We start from the raw sequence: 17867 nt of genomic DNA on the forward strand, positions 1-17867 counted from the left end.
ATTTTGCGACCGCAGTCTTGGGAAATCCCTGTTAGTTTAATAATGGCTCTCACCACTCCTCTCCCAATCCTTGCCTAAATCCTAGTCTCTATCACTGTTTCGACTACTTTTGCCTAATGGATAGCTTAAAAAAGGGGGGAGCCATACTCGCTCGTCCCCCTTTTTTAAGGGGGACCAACGGGGGATCTCCGAGGCAAGAAAACAGGCCCTAGCACCACTAAGGTTAGCCCTGCCAAGGTAACACCCACAAAGGTCTGTTTTGCTGAGGTTAACTCTACTGAGGTTAGCCTTGTAGAGGTTAGCAGAGCGGAGCTTAGCTTTGCAAAGGTCAGACTTGTAGAGGTTAGTCTCAATTAGGTTAGCGCCGCTGAGGTTAGCCTCGATCAGGTTAGCCTTGTAGAGGTTAGCAGAGCGGAGCTTAGCTTTGCAAAGGTTAGCCTGGTAAAGGTTAACCTTGATCAGGTTAGATAAACAGAGGTTAGCCTCAAGGAGATTAGCCTCACTGAGGTTAGCCCCTCTTAGGTTAGCCACATTGAGGTCAACTTTGATCAGGTTAACCCGCCTGAGATCAGCCCTACTGAGGTCAGCCCCTCTGAGGTTAGCCTCACTCAGATCAGGCTCTAGGTTAGGATTCTCCCTCCGCCACTGATTCCAGGCATCTATCCCTCGTTTGAGCACAGCCAAATGCTCTTTGTCTGCCATGATGCAATTCGATCCCAAAATACAAAAAAACGCTCACAACAGAGCAGCGTCATGGTTCTTTCTGCTTCATCCTAGTCGTGTCGGCACTATCCAGTCCACAGGTATTAGGGTCTGAATATATTTTTCTACACGGATGCGATAGGCACCCTTATATCTAACACCATACCCAGTTATCCCCAATCCTTCCAGAAATTTTTTAGATGAACTACCACAACTTGCGATCGCTTTACTAAGGGCGGGAGTCCTAAGTAGCGCTTGCTTCTGAGCAAAGGGCGATATCTATCGTTATGGTTTTAGCTGATCTGACAAGTTTTTTTCCTGACAGCATTTATGGTAGTTAAAATTTCATAATACTAACTAATTATTAGTGGCACAATTATGCTGAATTATAGCATTTATAAAATAGGTGAGGTACATAAGTTTGGGATTTTAGGGAACAGCGGATCTGGGAACAGCGGATCTGGGAGCAGAGAATAGGGAGTAGGGAACAGGGAAGAGACAATCGGGAATATCAAAAAATCCTGTGTACCTCATCAAGATTATTATATAGCATTTTTTTTTAGTTGTGAACATACTGCCTTAGGGAAAGGCAAGAGGCAACAGGCAAGAGGCAACAGGCAACAGGCAACAGGCAACAGGCAACAGGCAACAGGCAAGATTTAATCAAGTAAATATAAATTTTGGCTAGTTTTAAACCCCTGTAATAATTGTTTAAATTTAATTTATAAAAACTAGGTAATATCCAAAATAATCTAGCAGAGCATTATATCAATAATTTAATTTGTAAAAAAAAAATCAGAACTGATAAAAAACAATTTCAGTCCTCAAAAAAAATATGAGTGTTCCCTGTTCCCTGTTCCCTGTTCCCTGTTCCCTTTGCTAAAGATTATAATTCAACTACTAATCACCAAGATTTTCTGATGGCTGAGATCACACTAGGGGATTTAATCACATTGATTTTCCGAGAGATCACTGACACATTGGAACAAACAAGTGATCGGGCTGCTGAACCATTGAAGTTACAGGTCACTGATGTGGATGTTGAAATTCCTGCCCATCTACGGCTGCAAACTGACCCCCAGTCTTTACCAGAAAAGTCAAGTAGAGTGATAGTGACAATGCCATCAGCTCGTGAAACACAACCAGTTGGTAGTAATGGTCGTATCCGAATCACTATCACTACTGATACCTAGTTGCATTCAAACAGAGCAGATTGGTTGGATAGGGAGATAGGGAGATGGGGAGATAGGGAGATGGGGAGATAGGGAGATTGGCGGAAGAGAAAGTTGTACGTTTGACCGCAACTTGGTATGAAGACAAAAGGTAAAGGCTAAACTATTGCATGTATAGCAGTTCTACATTGGCTGAGGTGCTCCGCCCTTGGGGTTGCTCGGGAGTAAGAAGTTGGGAGTAGGGAAGTCAGAAGAGGGAACTTCGGATCGATGAGTACTGATGAGTCAGTAACAGAGGATAACCAAGAATGGCAGCTGGCGGAATTGGTGGATGCGATCGCATCGGAAATTGACTATGCGGAAGATACTCTCTCCCTCAAATCCTATGCTCGTGGTAAGTCTTTGGCTATCAAACAGCTAAACCTGGATTTGGAAGTAACAGTGCGCCGTGGTCAAGATGGGGAAATTTGGTTTCGGACGGTTGTTGATCCCAAGGAAAATGGTGCTACTGTTCTCAAATTGGATTTTACCCAGGTACTACAGAGTCAGTTGCATGGGGTACGTAAGCCTCTAGACCGACCAGTAGATAACCGTCCTCTGGCTACGTTACCAGATATTACTGAAACTGAGATCAAACAACTAAATGCGATCGCAATTTACTCCGTTGATGACCTAGAGCGCTACACCCAAACCCCAGCAATGATCGCCGAAGTTAGCCGTAAAACTGATCTTCCCGAAGCACGGATTCGGATGTGGCGACAACTCCCATTTTTGACTGAAGTGAAACCAGCCAAATCACCGCCAGGGAGTAGTGTGGTGATTGAAGGGGGGAATTTCCCTTCTGTGCCTTCACCCGGTGCTTTAGTGTTGTTTCAGGGTCAGCCAGCTAAAATAATAACTTGGAGTGAGTCCCGCCTGAGTGTGATCATGCCCCAAGTAAGGGGTGTTGGTGTCCTATTTGCTGTGATTGATGGTCAAACCACCAATACTCTTCCGTGGGAAGCCACTACTATTGATTTATTGGTGCGTGACATTACCCTAAATCCTCCATTACCAGTAGCAGGGGATTTAATTACATTAGAAGCAGATCTAATTAATCAAGGAAGTAGCCCTTCCGGTTCTTTCCAAGTTGAGTGGACTATCAACAATCTATCTGACCTTAGTCCCCATGGCACCTTACAACCGAATCAGCGATCGCAAGACAGCAGCATTCGTCATCAACTTAGGTTCAAGGCTGGCTTCCATATCATCCGCTTCACAGCTGATCCACAACAACAACTCCCCGATATCAACCCAAGCAACAGCACCTTTACCAAAAAGATTTGGGTCAAATCGCGCCAAGAGCTTACCATTGCTGATTTTCGTCCCATTAAGACCCTTGACCCTTTGCTGAACCCAACCCTAGGACCAGCGGATGTATTGAGTCTGGTGTTCCGGGGTTTATGTCGTTTTAATTCCTTACGTGGGTTGCTGGTTCCCGATCTTGCGGTCAAGTGGAAGCTAGAAACTGTAGACAAAATCACTACAATCCTTTATTTCCAGCTTCATGACAACCTACGTTTCCACGATGGCACCCCTCTAACCGTTGCTGATGTTGAGTTCACTTATCAGGTACTACGGAAAATTGACTCACCCTGGCGCAAACTGGTTTTGACAAGCATCAGGGATATCAAACTTGTAGATCAAAAAACCATTGCGTTTACATTACAGTCTGCCCCCCAAAGGTTACCCTCGCCATCCCATCGCCTCAGGGAAATTGATTCCATTGAGCCTAGGGATTCCCATCCCTTAGCAATCGACCCACGCCCGGTAGCCAAACCTCCGATTCATCCCCAACTTTTAACCGTGGGAATTGTACCGCGCCATGGTTATGGTACAAAACACTTTGGGATAAAGCCGATTGGGACTGGACCATTCCAAGTTGAGACCTTCGGTTCTAGTGGCATCCAGTTGAGTGCTTTTCCAGACTATTGGCAAGGCACACCAAGATTTGATCAAATTGTCATTCCCGTCATCTGTGATCACAACCAGCTGCTCGATATGGTGCTAGGCCATAAGGTCACTGCAGCAGTAATACCCTACTCAAAAGACCTGGCCAAGACCTTGAGGGAAAACCAAGAATTGACTGTCGTGGCTCTTACCCAATCTCAGCCACAGTTACTACAAGTACAATCGACTAGGATTCAGGAACGGATGCCTAATCCTTTCAATACAAACTGGAATGCTCATCTGTGGTATAGCACTTCTGAATCGGGTGAGGTACAAAGTTATGGGTTGGAGGGAGTCGGGAGTCGGGATTAGGGAATCGGGAATCGGGAGCGGTGCGACCCCGCGCTTTTTCAAAGCTAAGCGTGAACGCGCAAGCCCTGGGAGTCGGCAGTAGAAATGCAGTGCGCTCTTGGGGTGAGAAACGCTATATAAAGTTACGGATTATTATTGCTCCAGCTTGGCTTTAGATAACGTCCAAAACCACAATTGACACAAGTCAAGTCTACCGGATTTCACTTGAAAATTTGCTAATCTGTTGAGGTGCAAATCAGCTAAAAAACGATCAGAGTGTCTAAGAGCTGTATTATTTTGTAATGTTGCTTTAGCTTGAGCTTATTTTGATGGGAATGCCATGACTAACTTGCCTGAGCCTCTGCCACCCAATCAGCCTGAACATAGTAACAACGGTACCGCCAAGAACTCAGCCAATGGTCATTCACCACCATCTCCTCCCCAAACTCAAGAGGAGCAACATTTATCTACCCTGCCGTTGTCAAACCTGCCCAATAAACCAACGATTGGATCGGTTACTCCTGCCAATCGCTCCCTAAGCGCAATTATTCTCACTGCGATCGCTATCATGATTTTTGGGGTAGTGATTGATAACCTCTGGATTGGGATATCCGGATCTACTGTGGCGCTGTTGGTTTCATTGCCAGTAATTTTACCGGTTCTCAAACAATGGCTTACTGATTTGTTGCCACCACCACAAAGAATCAAAGTTATTGCCTCGATCGGAGTGGTAGCAGCAATAAGTGGCTTACTGAACTTTGTTGGTGTTTACCAAAACATCAGCCATTGGTTGGTTCAAATTAAATGGGATGAATTTGGGTCATGGGCTGAATGGGTAGGTGCTTTGGGACAGATTTTGATTGCCCTCGTAGCAGTATTCATTGCTTGGCGACAATATGTCATTTCCAAAGACCTGACCATCCAGCAAAATATGATTACCCAGCAGCAAACCATTGATGCTTACTTTCAGGGAGTTTCAGATTTAGCCTTAGATGATCAGGGATTGCTAGAAGATTGGCCCCAAGAGAGGGCATTTTGCGAAGGAAGAACCGCTGCTATTCTCAGTAGTGTGGATGCCCATGGGAAAGCTAAAGTACTCAGATTTTTGTCCCAAGCCCGTTTACTGACTCCCCTCAGACGGGATAATCATTTAGGACGCCCCATGTTGGATGGGTATGGAGGATACCAAGAAGACCGAGTTTATGGTATAAGGGTTATTGACCTGAATGTAATGTTAGCTGGATCAGACCTGAGTTATACAGATTTGCGTTGGACAGAACTCGCCGAAGCTAATATGGTCAGAGCGAATCTCAGCTTCTGTGACTTAGTGCAAGCGAATCTATCCCGCACTGTTTTATATGAAGCCAACCTCACTGGTGCTGACCTCAAGGGAGTCCGCCTATTTTATGGTTCAGTAGAAACTGCCAGTCCCCGCAGTCGTACCCATCCCCCTGACTATCGCACTGGAGCTTACACCGGTGCAGTAGTCGAAAATGTTAACTTCACCGGTGTCCAGCGGATGGATGAAAAGCAGCACTACTACAGCTGTGCTTGGTGCGGTGAAAAGTCAAGAAAAACAATCCCGGGTGGTTGTCAGGGAATTCCTAATAAATTAGGGCGCTAGAAGGTCGTTAAGGTTGAAGGTTGAAGGTTGTTAAGGTTGAAGGTTGTTAAGGTTGAAGGTTTAAGGTTTAAGGTTGTGAAGGTTTAAGGTTGAAGGTTGTTAAGGTTGAAGGTTGAAGGTTGTTAAGGTTGAAGGTTGTGAAGGTTGAAGGTTGAAGGTTTAAGGTTGAAGGTTGTGAAGGTTTAAGGTTGAAGGTTGAAGGTTGTGAAGGTTGTGAAGGTTTAAGGTTGAAGGTTGTGAAGGTTGAAGGTTGTGAAGGTTGAAGGTTTAAGGTTTTATAGAAAATCTGCAACTTGCCACCTTAAACCAACGAACCGGCAACCTGTAACTTACCACCTGTAACTTACCACCTGTAACCTTCAACCTTCAACCTTCAACCTTCAACTTTCAACCTGCAACCTGTAACCTCTAACTTTAAACCTGCAACCTTCAACAAACGATGAACCCAACCTATTCCCTGGTTATTCCTGTATATAACGAGGAAAACAGTATTTTAGAACTGTACCGACGCATCTGTACAGTAATGGATCAGTTAGGGGAGGTGGAGTTAATTCTAGTCAATGATGGCAGTTGCGATCGCTCTCTAGAGCTGATGCGAGACCTTCATCAAAAAGACCCAAGGGTATGTTACCTAAGTCTTTCCCGTAACTTTGGTCATCAAATTGCTGTCACTGCCGGTCTAAATTTTGTGCGGGGTCAAGGGATTATTGTCCTAGATGCTGATTTACAAGACCCACCAGAGATCATCCCAGTGCTAGTGGAAAAATGGCAGCAGGGTTATCAAATTGTTTATGCTCAGCGCACTCAGAGACGTCGTGAAAGTTGGTTAAAGCGCTTTCCGGCTTACCTATTTTATCGTTTACTGCGCCGTCTAGCCAATGTCGAGATTCCCTTAGATACGGGGGACTTTTGTTTAATGGATCGACGGGTGGTTGATGTACTCAATGCCATGCCAGAACGCAACCGTTACGTGCGGGGATTGCGTTCTTGGGTAGGGTTGCGGCAAACCTCTGTTTCCTATGTACGTGACCCCCGCTTTGCTGGTGAGATCAAGTACACCATTCGTAAATCCCTAGCCCTAGCAGTAGATGCACTGGTTTCTTTTTCTAAAGTGCCATTGCGAATCGCTACTTATCTGGGATTATTAGCAACAGCGATCGCGCTATTGATGGCAGGGTTAGTGCTTTACTGGCGGATTTTTGAACCGAATTCTCCTGTGACTGGGTTTGCCACCATTATGATTGCAATTTTCTTTTTGGGAGCAGTACAGTTAGTATCTATTGGTATTTTAGGGGAATATGTAGGACGCATTTATGAAGAAGTTAAAGGCAGACCATTGTATGTTTTATCAGAAGTGAGGGGGTTTGGGTCGGAATGAGTATCAAAGTAAGCTATCAGCTATCAGTTATCAGCATTCAGCTATCATGCTTAAAATAAACCAGCTTTGTGGCACAGGCTTCTTTGTGGCACAGGCTAGAAGCCTGTGAGTTAACTCAGATTAAACTAATGCTTACCTCTTTTATTCAAAAGCTGACGGCTGACGGCTGATAGCTGAATGCTTATAATTTTCGCTCAGTTTTTTCTATACCCTTGGCGAAGATGCTATCTTTCTCTGTGAAAGGCAGCCTAAACCCAAAAGACTAAGTCCTATAACAGTGCCAGGTTCAGGTACACTTGCTGGTGGTTCATTTTCTACCCGCCTAAAACTCACTGTGTCTACGAATTCTCCATCGACCTCGAACGCAGTAAATAACTCTGGGAGAGGACCTGGACCATTAGCAAAAACAAAGCTAAAATCTTCTGTACTCCAACTGAATTGATCTCCACCTGACAACCCTTCGAACACTGACCATACAGGATCTTTTGTAGAATCAGCCTCAGTATAGGTTCTATTGTTGAAAAAAAACTCAATCTCATCTATCGGATAAGTTCTATCGATCACGGGAATACCTGGTACAATAGGCTCTAATTCCCTCCTGATTTCATTGACGTCATCATAGCTGAACTTACCAGATGACCCTGCTGTTGAAAACTCATAGGTAATGGTAATAGCTTGGACAGGATTAGTGTCAATCACTGCTAGGCTTAAGGCTGCACCAGTAGTGATTAGTGCTAATTTTTGGCAGATACTTTGTCCTTTAAACATTGATTTATCCCTGTAAATTAGTTGTTGATATTACTGATTTTTCAGTAATCAAATTAATTCTATACCAAGGGTCAGGAGAATTTATAAACACTACATAAAGTTTACCTAAAGTTTACATAAAAATGTGAATAACGGTTGATACTATAGCAATAGGGAATAGGAAATAGGGAACAGGGAATAGAAAAGGGTTGATAAACGTTAAATTTATTAACACAGTTAACAGAATTGATGTCCAAGTAGTTAGTTAAAAACTTGTTAATAAATCCCAACCACATTCTGGTAAACTAATCCGTCAGCCTATGGGCTACGCGCACGCTACTTGAGGTGCCATTTGCTTAGCGTGGGCAATGTGCAATGCGCAATGGCCAAACCAGAGCATTTAATAGTTCGAGATTAATGAGAATTGAAAGTCTGGGTAAAAGCTGATACGCGACACGCTGATACGCGACACGCTGGTATTTAAAGTAACAGTAATGAGAAACTAATTAATACTAAATTATAGCGTTGATCACAGTTATCAGGTAAATTAAATCTTATTATCCCGACTCCCGACTCCCGACTCCCGACTCCCGACTCCCGACTCCCTACTCCCGACTCCCTACTCCCGACTCCCGACTCCCGACTCCCTACTCCCTACTCCCTACTCCCTACTCTCTTTGCTCTATGACTGAATTTGCGTCTTTCAAAACTCAACTAGCTGCTTCAGCTCCCCGTTTGTTTGAGCTCATTGATGGTTTTAAGCAATCTAAGGTACTGGTGGTTGGTGATTTAACTCTTGATGAGTTTCTCACAGGTGAAGTGGAACGAATTTCACGAGAGGCACCAGTATTAATAATACGTCATGAAACCACTCGTCAAACTCCTGGTGGTGGGGCAAATGCTGTTTATAATCTGGCTAAGCTGGGAGCAAAGGTTAAGGTAGCTGGGTTTTTGAGTAAGGATCCTCAAGGGCAAGTGCTGCGGACGATGTTTGAAGAGGTGGGGATTGATACTAGTGCGATCGTGATTGATCCAGACCGACCAACTGTGACCAAAAGCCGGATTGCTGGTCATGCCCGTCAGTCGGTGACTCAGCAGATTGTGCGAATAGACCGCAAGTCAGATGAATTGCCCGACCGGGATAAGCAGTTAGAGTTGGCAGCACAAATACAACAGCATGTAGGTCAGGTGGATGCTGTGGTTTGTTCTGATTACGGAGATGGTGTGTTTACACCACCAGTGATTGAAGCGGTTTTGTCTCACGACCGCACCATTGTAGATACTCAGAAGGATCTGGACCGTTATCATGGCGCTAGAGTATTTACTCCCAATCTGCCAGAAGCGGAGCGAGCAGTGGGGTATGGGATTAAGAGTTTTGAGGATTTGTTGAGAGCTGGTAGAGATTTGTTGGCACTGACTCAAGGGGAAGAAATTCTGATTACTCGTGGTGAACAGGGTATGAGTTTGTTTGGTCGTGATGGTAAGGTGGAGCATATCCCAGCGTTTAATCGCACCGATGTGTTTGATGTAACTGGTGCTGGGGATACCGTAGTAGCAGCCCTGACCTTGAGCTTGTGTCTGGGGGCTTCCTACTGGGAAGCAGCGGTTTTGGGGAATTTGGCCGCTAGCATTGTGGTGCGCCAGTTTGGTACAGCAACTACTAGTCAGGATGAGATGAAAGAGGCTTTACGAGGGTTATTGGAGGTTGAACCATAAACTATAGCAATTCTCTGTTCGATGCTTTCCTCAATAGGTAAAGATTTATTACGAAAAAAATAATTTCTGCATAAAGTCAACAGATTATCTTGAGGAATAAATAGGGAGCATCCCAGTTTTGATGCTGCCAATCAAGGGTATTCAAGTGATCTTTATCAGTGTTTTTAGCATAACATGTTTTCTCGCAATCTCGCCTTTATAATCGGTATCAATAACTACACAAATGGCATTTCCCCCCTGAAAACCGCCGTAAACGATGCCAAAAAAATAGCAGAAATTCTCCGCATCAAGCATGATTACGAAGTCTGGGAATGCCTAGACGAAGTGGCAACTCTGTCTAAGTTTAACAAATTTTTATCTCATACCTTACCCGAACAAGTTACTGAAAATGACCGCTTATTATTTTACTTTGCTGGTCATGGAGTCGCTCTCAATGGGGATGATGGCCCGGCGGGTTACTTAATTCCTCAAGATGCTTTACTGGGGGATACTAATAGTTATCTGCCCATGACCAAGTTACACGATGCTTTAAGTCAATTACCCTGTCGTCATTTCTTGGGTATCCTCGACTGCTGTTTTGCTGGTGCTTTTAAATGGTCGAATACTAGGGATTTACTCACATCGCCAGAAGTAATTCACCAAGAGCGTTATGACCGTTTTATTACTGACCCAGCCTGGCAAATCATTACGTCTTCAGCTTCTGACCAAAAAGCCTTAGATAACTTTAATTTAGATAGCGAACGCGGTCAATTCGGCAATCATTCCCCTTTTGCTAGTGCATTATTAGAAGCCCTCGAAGGGGCAGCAGATATAATTCCTCCTGCAAAAGATGGTAAACCCCCTGGAGATGGGGTAATTACAGCCACAGAATTATATTTATATTTACGGGATCGAGTCGAAATTCCCACAGAAAAATGCCGGATACGACAAACCCCTGGTATTTGGTGTTTAAATAAGCACGATAAGGGAGAATATATCTTTCTTTCTCCGGGACATGAACTTAATTTACCCGCCGCACCACAATTAGATGAGTCAAAAAATCCCTATCGCGGTTTAAACTCCTTTGAGGAGAAAGACAGTTCACTGTTTTTCGGTAGAACATTACTAGTAGAAAAGTTAGAAGATTTTGTCAAAGCTAATCCCCTGACAGTGGTGTTGGGTGCTTCCGGTTCCGGTAAATCTAGCTTGGTAAAAGCCGGATTAATTCCCAAACTACGGCAAGGTAATACCGAAAAATGGTGTATTTTGCCACCCATCCGTCCTGGTGAGACTCCCTTGCAAGGGTTAAATAATGCTTTAAAAAATAGCCAATTACCAGAGGTAGCAGCCCAAAACCCCCAGCAGAACCTGGCAATGAGCATTGATGTTTGGGCGAAAAATAACCCCAACTCTAAGTTATTACTGTTTATTGACCAAAGCGAAGAAATTATTACACTCTGTCAAAACTTAGATGAGCGTCAGGCGTTTTTCCAACAGATACTCACAGCCATAAATACCCATGGGGATAAATTACGGGTAGTATTAACCCTACGCTCTGACTTTGAACCGCAAGTCAGGGATGCTGGCTTAACGTTTGTCCCCACAGACTATAACGTGGGTTTAACTGTGCTTAAAAAGTGTTGGCACAACGGACGATTTATTGTACCAGCGATGACACGAGGGGAACTAAGGGAAGCGATAGAAAAACCGGCTCAAGCACGGGTGATGTATTTTCAGCCCCACGATTTAGTAGAAGAATTAATAGATGAAGTGGCGGATATGCCGGGAGCATTGCCCCTGTTGTCTTTTGCCTTGAGCGAACTTTATCTGAAATACTTAAGGCGACAACGGGAGGAACAATACAGGGGTATTACTATTGACCGGGCGCTGACTCAAGCCGATTATATTGAATTAGGGGGAGTCATGCAATCACTAACTCAAAGGGCTGATGAAGAATATAAGGCGCTAGTTAATAAAAATCCCGCTTATGACCAAGTTATCCGTCATGTGATGTTACGGATGGTGGCACTAGGTGGAGGAGAATTAGCCCGTAGGCGCGTATCGTTTTCAGAATTGAAATATCCGGGTCAGAAAGATGGTTTAGTGAACGAAGTAATTGGGCGCTTTACTAACGTACGGTTATTGGTTAATGGAGTTGATGCTGATCGCAATGCCTATGTGGAACCAGCCCATGATGCTTTGGTGCGGGGTTGGCAAAGGTTGCTGGAGTGGAAACAAAAAGACGAGGAAAATTTACTTCTACAACGGCGGTTGACTCCTGCGGCGGTGGAGTGGAAAAATCTTAAAAGCAAAAAACAATCATCCGGTTTTGAAGCCAAGGCTGAAGCTGCGATTAATTGGTTGAATGGGAGACTTGACCTTGCTGAAAACTTTTTTAACAAAATAAACACACTCAAAGATACTCAGTTGGCTCGATTGTGGCAACGGACACCGGAGCAACAAAAAGGTTCGAGAGATAAAACCGTACAATTTCTTTGGAATGCCAATCCTTATCTCGATGTATTGAATAAAGAACTCAATTCTGATGATAACTGGCTGAACCAAGTAGAAGCTGAGTTTGTGCAGCGTAGCGTCAGGCAAAAAAGCTTAAATACTCGTCAGAATTGGGGTATTGCGATCGCAGTTATGGTGGGGTTAGGTACAGGTTTAGTATTATCGACTCATTTTGGCTTACAATCTCGTAAACGGGCAATTAACTCAGACTTACTTGCACAAGCTGCCAATATCAAGTATTCTGCATCAGTAAAACCTACTACAGAAGAATTGCTCCAAGCTATTGAATCAACCGCTAAAACTCAAGATTACCAAAAATCCTTACAACCAACAGTGATCAATGAAGTTAATTCTAGCTTATTGGCAGCTTTAGATAAGGTTCGAGAAAGGAATCGCTTACAAGGTCATACAGATATTGTCACTGATATCGCTTTTAGTCCAGATGGCAAACAGATTCTCAGTGGCAGTTTTGACAACACAGTGCGTTTGTGGGACACAGAAACAGGTCTTCCTCTCCATACATTAGAAGGTCATACTGATACTGTCAATGCGATCGCTTTTAGTCCAGATGGTAAACAGATTCTCAGTGGCAGTAGGGACGACACAGTGCGTTTGTGGGACACAGAAACCGGTACACTAATACATACATTAGAAGGTCATACTAATACTGCCACTGATATCGCTTTTAGTCGAGATGGCAAACAGATTCTCAGTGGCAGTGGCGACGGAACATTGCGTTTGTGGGACACAGAAACAGGTCTTCCTCTCCATACATTAGAAGGTCATACAGAAGATGTCTATGAGATCGCTTTTAGTCGAGATGGCAAACAGATTCTCAGTGGCAGTGGCGACGGAACATTGCGTTTGTGGGACACAGAAACCGGTACACTAATACATACATTAGAAGGTCATACTAATACTGCCACTGATATCGCTTTTAGTCCAGATAGCAAACCGATTCTCAGCAGTGACAGTTGGGACAACACATTGTTGTGGGACACAGATTCCGGTCAACCTTTCCATATAGAAGATCATACTGATGATGTCTATGGGATCGCTTTTAGTCCAGATGGCAAACAGATTCTCAGTGGCAGTGGCGACGGAACATTGCGTTTGTGGGACACAGAAACAGGTCAAACTCTCCATACAGACGAATTAGAAGGTCATACAGATTTTGTCACTGATATCGCCTTTAGTCCAGATGGCAAACAGATTCTCAGTGGCAGTTTGGACAGCACAACAGTGCGTTTGTGGGACACCAAATCCCGTACACTAATCCATACATTAGAAGGTCATACTAGTTGGGTCAGTGCGATCGCTTTTAGTCCAGATGGCAAACAAATTCTCAGTGGCAGTGACGACGGAGCAGTGCGTTTGTGGGACACAGATTCCGGTACACTAATTCATACATTAGAAGGTCATACTAGTTGGGTCAGTGCGATCGCTTTTAGTCCAGATGGCAAACAGATTCTCAGTGACAGTGATGACAACACAGTGCGGTTGTGGGACACCGAATCCGGTCAACCTCTCCATACATTAGAAGGTCATACAGAAGATGTCACTGCGATCGCTTTTAGTCGAGATGGTAAACAGATTCTCAGTGCCAGTTCCGACGACACAGTGCGGTTATGGGACACAGAAACCAGTCAACCTCTCCATACATTAGAAGGTCATACAGAAGATGTCACTGCGATCGCTTTTAGTCGAGATGGCAAACAGATTCTCAGTGCCAGTTCCGACGACACAGTGCGGTTATGGGACACAGAAACAGGTCTTACTCTCCATACATTACAAGGTCATACAGAAGATGTCACTGCGATCGCTTTTAGTCGAGATGGCAAACAGATTCTCAGTGGCAGTTCCGACGACACAGTGCGGTTATGGGACACAGAAACAGGTCTTACTCTCCATACATTAAAAGGTCATACAAGTGCTGTCAATGATATCGCTTTTAGTCGAGATGGCAAACAGATTCTCAGTGGCAGTGGCGACGGAACATTGCGTTTGTGGGACACAGAAACAGGTCTTACTCTCCATACATTACAAGGTCATATAGATGGTGTCTGGGCTATCGCTTTTAGTCCAGATGGCAAACAGATTCTCAGTGGCAGTGGCGACAAAACATTACGGTTGTGGGACACCGAAACCGGTCAACATCTCCATACATTAGAAGGTCATACTACTTTTGTCAATGAGATCGCTTTTAGTCGAGATGGCAAACAGATTCTCAGTGGCAGTTGGGACAACACAGTGCGTTTGTGGGACACAGAAACAGGTCTTGCTCTCCATACATTACAAGGTCATACAAGTAGGGTCACTGATATTGCTTTTAGTCGAGATGGCAAACAGATTCTCAGTGCCAGTGGCGACGGAACAGTGCGTTTGTGGCTGGGTTTAGATTGGCGAAATTTATTAAAAGAGGGATGTGATCAGCTACAATTTCATCCTGACCTCGTTGCGCCTCAAAATAATAAAGCAGGAGAAGTTTGTCTTAAGTATGCTGGTTGGGAAGATAAAGCCAAAGCCGACTTTCTGGTGAGACAAGGTAGGGCTTTTGTGTTACAACAAGAGCCAAATGTAAAAAATGCTGTTAAAAAATTTAAAAAAGCACAAAAACTCAATTCTGACATCGACCTCAACCCAAGTACAGAGGAAATAGACAAAGACCCTAAAATAGTAGCGCACTTGTTAGCCGCACAAGCTAAAGTGAATCAGGGTTGGTCGCTAGCAATAGAGGGGAAAATAAAGGAGGCTATTTCTGTCTATCAAGAAGCACAAAAACTCTATCCTGACATCGACCTCAATCCAGATACAGAGGAACAAGACAAAGACCTACAAACAGTAGCGCACTTGTTAGCCGCACCAGCCAAGATACAAGAGGGAGCGATACTAGCAGAAGAGGGGAAAATAAAGGAGGCTATTTCTGCCTATCAAGAAGCACAAAAATTCAATCCTGACATCGACTTCAATCCATATACAGAGGAAATAGACAAAGACCTACAAACAGTAGCGCACTTGTTAGCCGCACAAGCTAAGGTACAATTTGGAGCGATACTAGCACAAGAGGGGGAAATAAAGGAGGCTATTTCTGTCTATCAAGAAGCACAAAAACTCTATCCTGACATCGACCTCAATCCAGATACAGAGGAAATAGATAAAGACCCCAAAAAAGTAGCACAACAGTTAGCCCCAGACTCAAAATAATCACATGCCTGTCCACATAAAAATGAAGTAGGTACTCAAGCCATGGCCTAAAGGCCACGCTACGCGAACGCCTCATCGGGTGCCTACCAACTAAATATATTACCATTACAGCCGAAATCTTGGATAGATTATCGGCTAGTTTGCGCTGCATCAAGAGGTGTGACCCGTGGCGAATTTAATTCTTAATGGTAAGAGCGCACCGGTGGGGGTAATGATGTCAAAGTCCCCCAGAATTGGGGGATTTAGGGGGCAAATGGGTAAGTCCTGATCGGTTACTTCTGACTTGTGGACTTGCGGACTTGCCCGTAGCGCTATACATCTGGCAACTCTCTCAATAATTTGTTACAAAATTTTAAAAAATATGCTATAATATTATATTTTTTATAGTATAATGAAAGTGTGGACAATCAAATCCACGGGAAGAGCCAGCCTAAGAGTTTTCCTAGGCCACAGGCTGGCTCTGGGTACCCCTTAAAGTAAAGGAGATAACTTCAATATTATGTCGTATCGTTCAAGCCTATATCCATGGGTCATGGTTCGCCTATTACCACCGATGCCACCAGTCGTTTTCGCTCGGTTCCGCAACTGTTGTGATGCCAAAGCTTATTCGCAGACCCTGAAACAGTTAGTGCCTGATGCTAAGTTTCTAATAATTTTCGATATAAGTCTGCCGATGGAGCAAGAGGAATAGGGAGTGTTGCAAGGGTGGGGAGTCAGATGAGTCACTGGCTTGGCGTTGCTGATTCTGAGTATGGTTTTGCCCCCCTAGCCCTGCCCTTAAAAAGGGGGACTTTGAGGTTGATAAGCATACCTCATATAGCGCTACGCGCAAGTTAGAAGTCAGAAGTCAGAAGTCAGAAGTAAGCTAGGACTAGGTTTCGGAGTTTACAAATGTCAAACATCTTAATGGGTAGTGCTATAAATGCCAGAAAAGCTATATATTCAGATGCATTCGCGTAGCGTGACCATTCGCGTAGGGTGGCCCAAAGGCCAAGGTCAATCGCATTTAGGCTTAGTTTTTCCTTTCATCACTTAATCTTTTAGTTAACTTTACTGACTCTTCAAGATTAAATCCAGGAATGTTTGATTAACTATTGATAGTCGTTTTTTATATCAATACATATGAAATTAACTCACATTAGTGCTTCTTTAGTATTCCTGGGAGCGATCGCAGTTACTCCAGCTTATGGAGCCTCGGTATCCTTCACTCCCATTGGGTCACAATTAGACAAAGATGCCATCAATGACCTTCAAGTCAATGTTGGTGACACCATTGATTTCTCTTTTGTGTTAGATACTAGCGGTCTCACTGCGAATTTACAGTCATTGGACATTCTTGTAGAACAAGATAGTACTGAGCTTGTTACTTTAGAAGGATTTAGGACAGATGCAGATATAGCTGCCTTTTCAGAGTTTACGGTGAGCGTAGTAGAAAACCCACCCTTGGGGATACCGACAGCACTTTTTCAACGTAGTGATTCAATTGGAGTTTCTCCAGACTCTATCTTAGAGATAGTGAGGACAACTGACCAAGTACTGCCTGGGTTGAAGAATGATGGATTGCCTGACTTAGCAGTTACTGTTACTTCTGCAATTGATGCCAATGGTATAGATGTAACCAGTCTCTTTCAACCAGTTAGCCAAAGTCTTGATGTTCAGCCTGCCCCTGTTCCTGAAACCACATCACTGTTAGGTTTCTTAGGATTAGCTGCTTTGGGGACTAGTTCATTACTAAAAAACTGCTCAAAACGGGTTTAATTGTTTCAGTAGTCTTTATAGTTTCAGGTTTTGTGGATGTAAGCATTCAGCCGTCAGCGGTCAGCCGTCAGCGGTCAGCCGTCAGTTTATTTTATTCAAAAGCTGTTCGGTTTAGCTTGACCTAGGGTTAATGGCTGATAGCTGATAGCTGATAGCTGATAGCTGATAACTGATAGCTGATAGCTGATAGCTGATAGCTAATAGCTGATAGCTTACAATCACACTACATTTTTATTCCGAACTTCCAGTTCTTTATAGCCAGTTTTTTGATCGAGTGTCCTCAGAAAACTAAATTCTTCACTGGTTCCGATTACTATCTCGGCTGTTGTATAGATGATACAATCTTCAGCTAAGTGACCACCTATCACTTTACCATTTTTATCAGCCAGGGAAATGTGTAAATGGACACCGTGGATCGATAGAGTTCCAACTAAAGACACTATCTCGAATTTTTCGATCAATAATTTACTGGTATTTTGATTAGCGAATCGAAGGTTAGCTTGTTTGAGACTACCAACGGCTGTCAATATAAAACCAGCTTGAATAGTATTTTTTTTGACAACATTGATTAAGCTAACTTTTAAATCCTGATCCGGTTGTATCCTAATCGCAAAGGCTTCAATCATATAGCAAAGGGAACAGGGAATCGGGAATCGGGAATCGGGAATCGGGAATCGGGAAAAAATGCTTTGTATCTCATTAATATGAAAACCAATGGTGATTGATCAAAACACCAAAAAATTTGCCCATCTCCCCACACTTCCCTACTCCCTACTCCCTACTCCCTACTCCC

At 43.8% G+C, this 17867-nt stretch carries 12 protein-coding genes; 8 read left to right on the forward strand and 4 right to left on the reverse strand.

Going from position 1 to position 17867, the window contains the following annotated elements; genetic code table 11:
- Window positions 1-81: 81 nt before the first annotated feature.
- Complete coding sequence (locus F6K46_RS05930) at window positions 82-702, reverse strand: pentapeptide repeat-containing protein (RefSeq protein ID WP_293067501.1); 621 nt, start codon at window positions 700-702, stop codon at window positions 82-84.
- A gap of 839 nt (window positions 703-1541) precedes the next feature.
- On the opposite strand from F6K46_RS05930, the gene F6K46_RS05935 reads away from it, so the two are divergent.
- The 3 genes from F6K46_RS05935 (at window position 1542) to F6K46_RS05945 (ending at window position 5778) form a co-directional block, all read left to right on the forward strand.
- Window positions 1542-1895 carry a hypothetical protein gene (locus F6K46_RS05935; RefSeq protein ID WP_293067504.1) on the forward strand — a complete coding sequence of 118 codons (354 nt, stop codon included), beginning with the start codon at window positions 1542-1544 and terminating at the stop codon, window positions 1893-1895.
- A 249-nt stretch (window positions 1896-2144) separates the two neighbouring features.
- On the forward strand, window positions 2145-4175 hold the full coding sequence (locus F6K46_RS05940; protein ID WP_293067507.1) for an ABC transporter substrate-binding protein: 2031 nt from the start codon (window positions 2145-2147) through the stop codon (window positions 4173-4175).
- Window positions 4176-4494: 319 nt separating this feature from the next.
- The gene (locus F6K46_RS05945) at window positions 4495-5778 is read left to right on the forward strand and encodes a pentapeptide repeat-containing protein (protein ID WP_293067509.1); all 1284 of its coding nucleotides are present in this window, start codon (window positions 4495-4497) and stop codon (window positions 5776-5778) included.
- A 67-nt stretch (window positions 5779-5845) separates the two neighbouring features.
- Here F6K46_RS05945 and F6K46_RS05950 read toward each other — a convergent pair whose 3' ends face one another.
- Window positions 5846-6070, reverse strand: a complete 225-nt coding sequence (locus F6K46_RS05950) for a hypothetical protein (protein ID WP_293067511.1) — start codon at window positions 6068-6070, stop codon at window positions 5846-5848.
- A 147-nt stretch (window positions 6071-6217) separates the two neighbouring features.
- On the opposite strand from F6K46_RS05950, the gene F6K46_RS05955 reads away from it, so the two are divergent.
- Window positions 6218-7156 carry a glycosyltransferase family 2 protein gene (locus tag F6K46_RS05955; protein WP_293067514.1) on the forward strand — a complete coding sequence of 313 codons (939 nt, stop codon included), beginning with the start codon at window positions 6218-6220 and terminating at the stop codon, window positions 7154-7156.
- 204 nt (window positions 7157-7360) lie between these two features.
- On the opposite strand, the gene F6K46_RS05960 is transcribed toward F6K46_RS05955, so the two are convergent.
- Window positions 7361-7924 carry a PEP-CTERM sorting domain-containing protein gene (locus F6K46_RS05960; protein ID WP_293067517.1) on the reverse strand — a complete coding sequence of 188 codons (564 nt, stop codon included), beginning with the start codon at window positions 7922-7924 and terminating at the stop codon, window positions 7361-7363.
- Window positions 7925-8587: 663 nt separating this feature from the next.
- Here F6K46_RS05960 and F6K46_RS05965 point away from each other — a divergent pair.
- The 4 genes from F6K46_RS05965 (at window position 8588) to F6K46_RS05980 (ending at window position 17074) form a co-directional block, all read left to right on the forward strand.
- Window positions 8588-9619: a PfkB family carbohydrate kinase gene (locus tag F6K46_RS05965; RefSeq protein WP_293054505.1), complete on the forward strand. Its 1032-nt coding sequence runs from the start codon at window positions 8588-8590 to the stop codon at window positions 9617-9619.
- Window positions 9620-9793: 174 nt separating this feature from the next.
- Window positions 9794-15316 (forward strand): caspase family protein, encoded by a 5523-nt coding sequence (locus tag F6K46_RS05970; RefSeq protein ID WP_293054493.1) that lies wholly within the window; start codon window positions 9794-9796, stop codon window positions 15314-15316.
- Between the two features lie 499 nt (window positions 15317-15815).
- Complete coding sequence (locus F6K46_RS05975) at window positions 15816-16007, forward strand: hypothetical protein (protein ID WP_293054490.1); 192 nt, start codon at window positions 15816-15818, stop codon at window positions 16005-16007.
- A 431-nt stretch (window positions 16008-16438) separates the two neighbouring features.
- Window positions 16439-17074, forward strand: coding sequence for a hypothetical protein (locus F6K46_RS05980; RefSeq protein ID WP_293054487.1), 636 nt, complete (start codon window positions 16439-16441; stop codon window positions 17072-17074).
- 218 nt (window positions 17075-17292) lie between these two features.
- Here the strand turns inward: F6K46_RS05980 and F6K46_RS05985 are convergent, their stop codons facing one another.
- The gene (locus F6K46_RS05985; protein WP_293054484.1) at window positions 17293-17700 is read right to left on the reverse strand and encodes a PPC domain-containing DNA-binding protein; all 408 of its coding nucleotides are present in this window, start codon (window positions 17698-17700) and stop codon (window positions 17293-17295) included.
- Window positions 17701-17867: the final 167 nt, after the last annotated feature.

This window comes from Moorena sp. SIO3E8, assembly GCF_010692445.1.
GTDB lineage: Bacteria > Cyanobacteriota > Cyanobacteriia > Cyanobacteriales > Coleofasciculaceae > Moorena > Moorena bouillonii.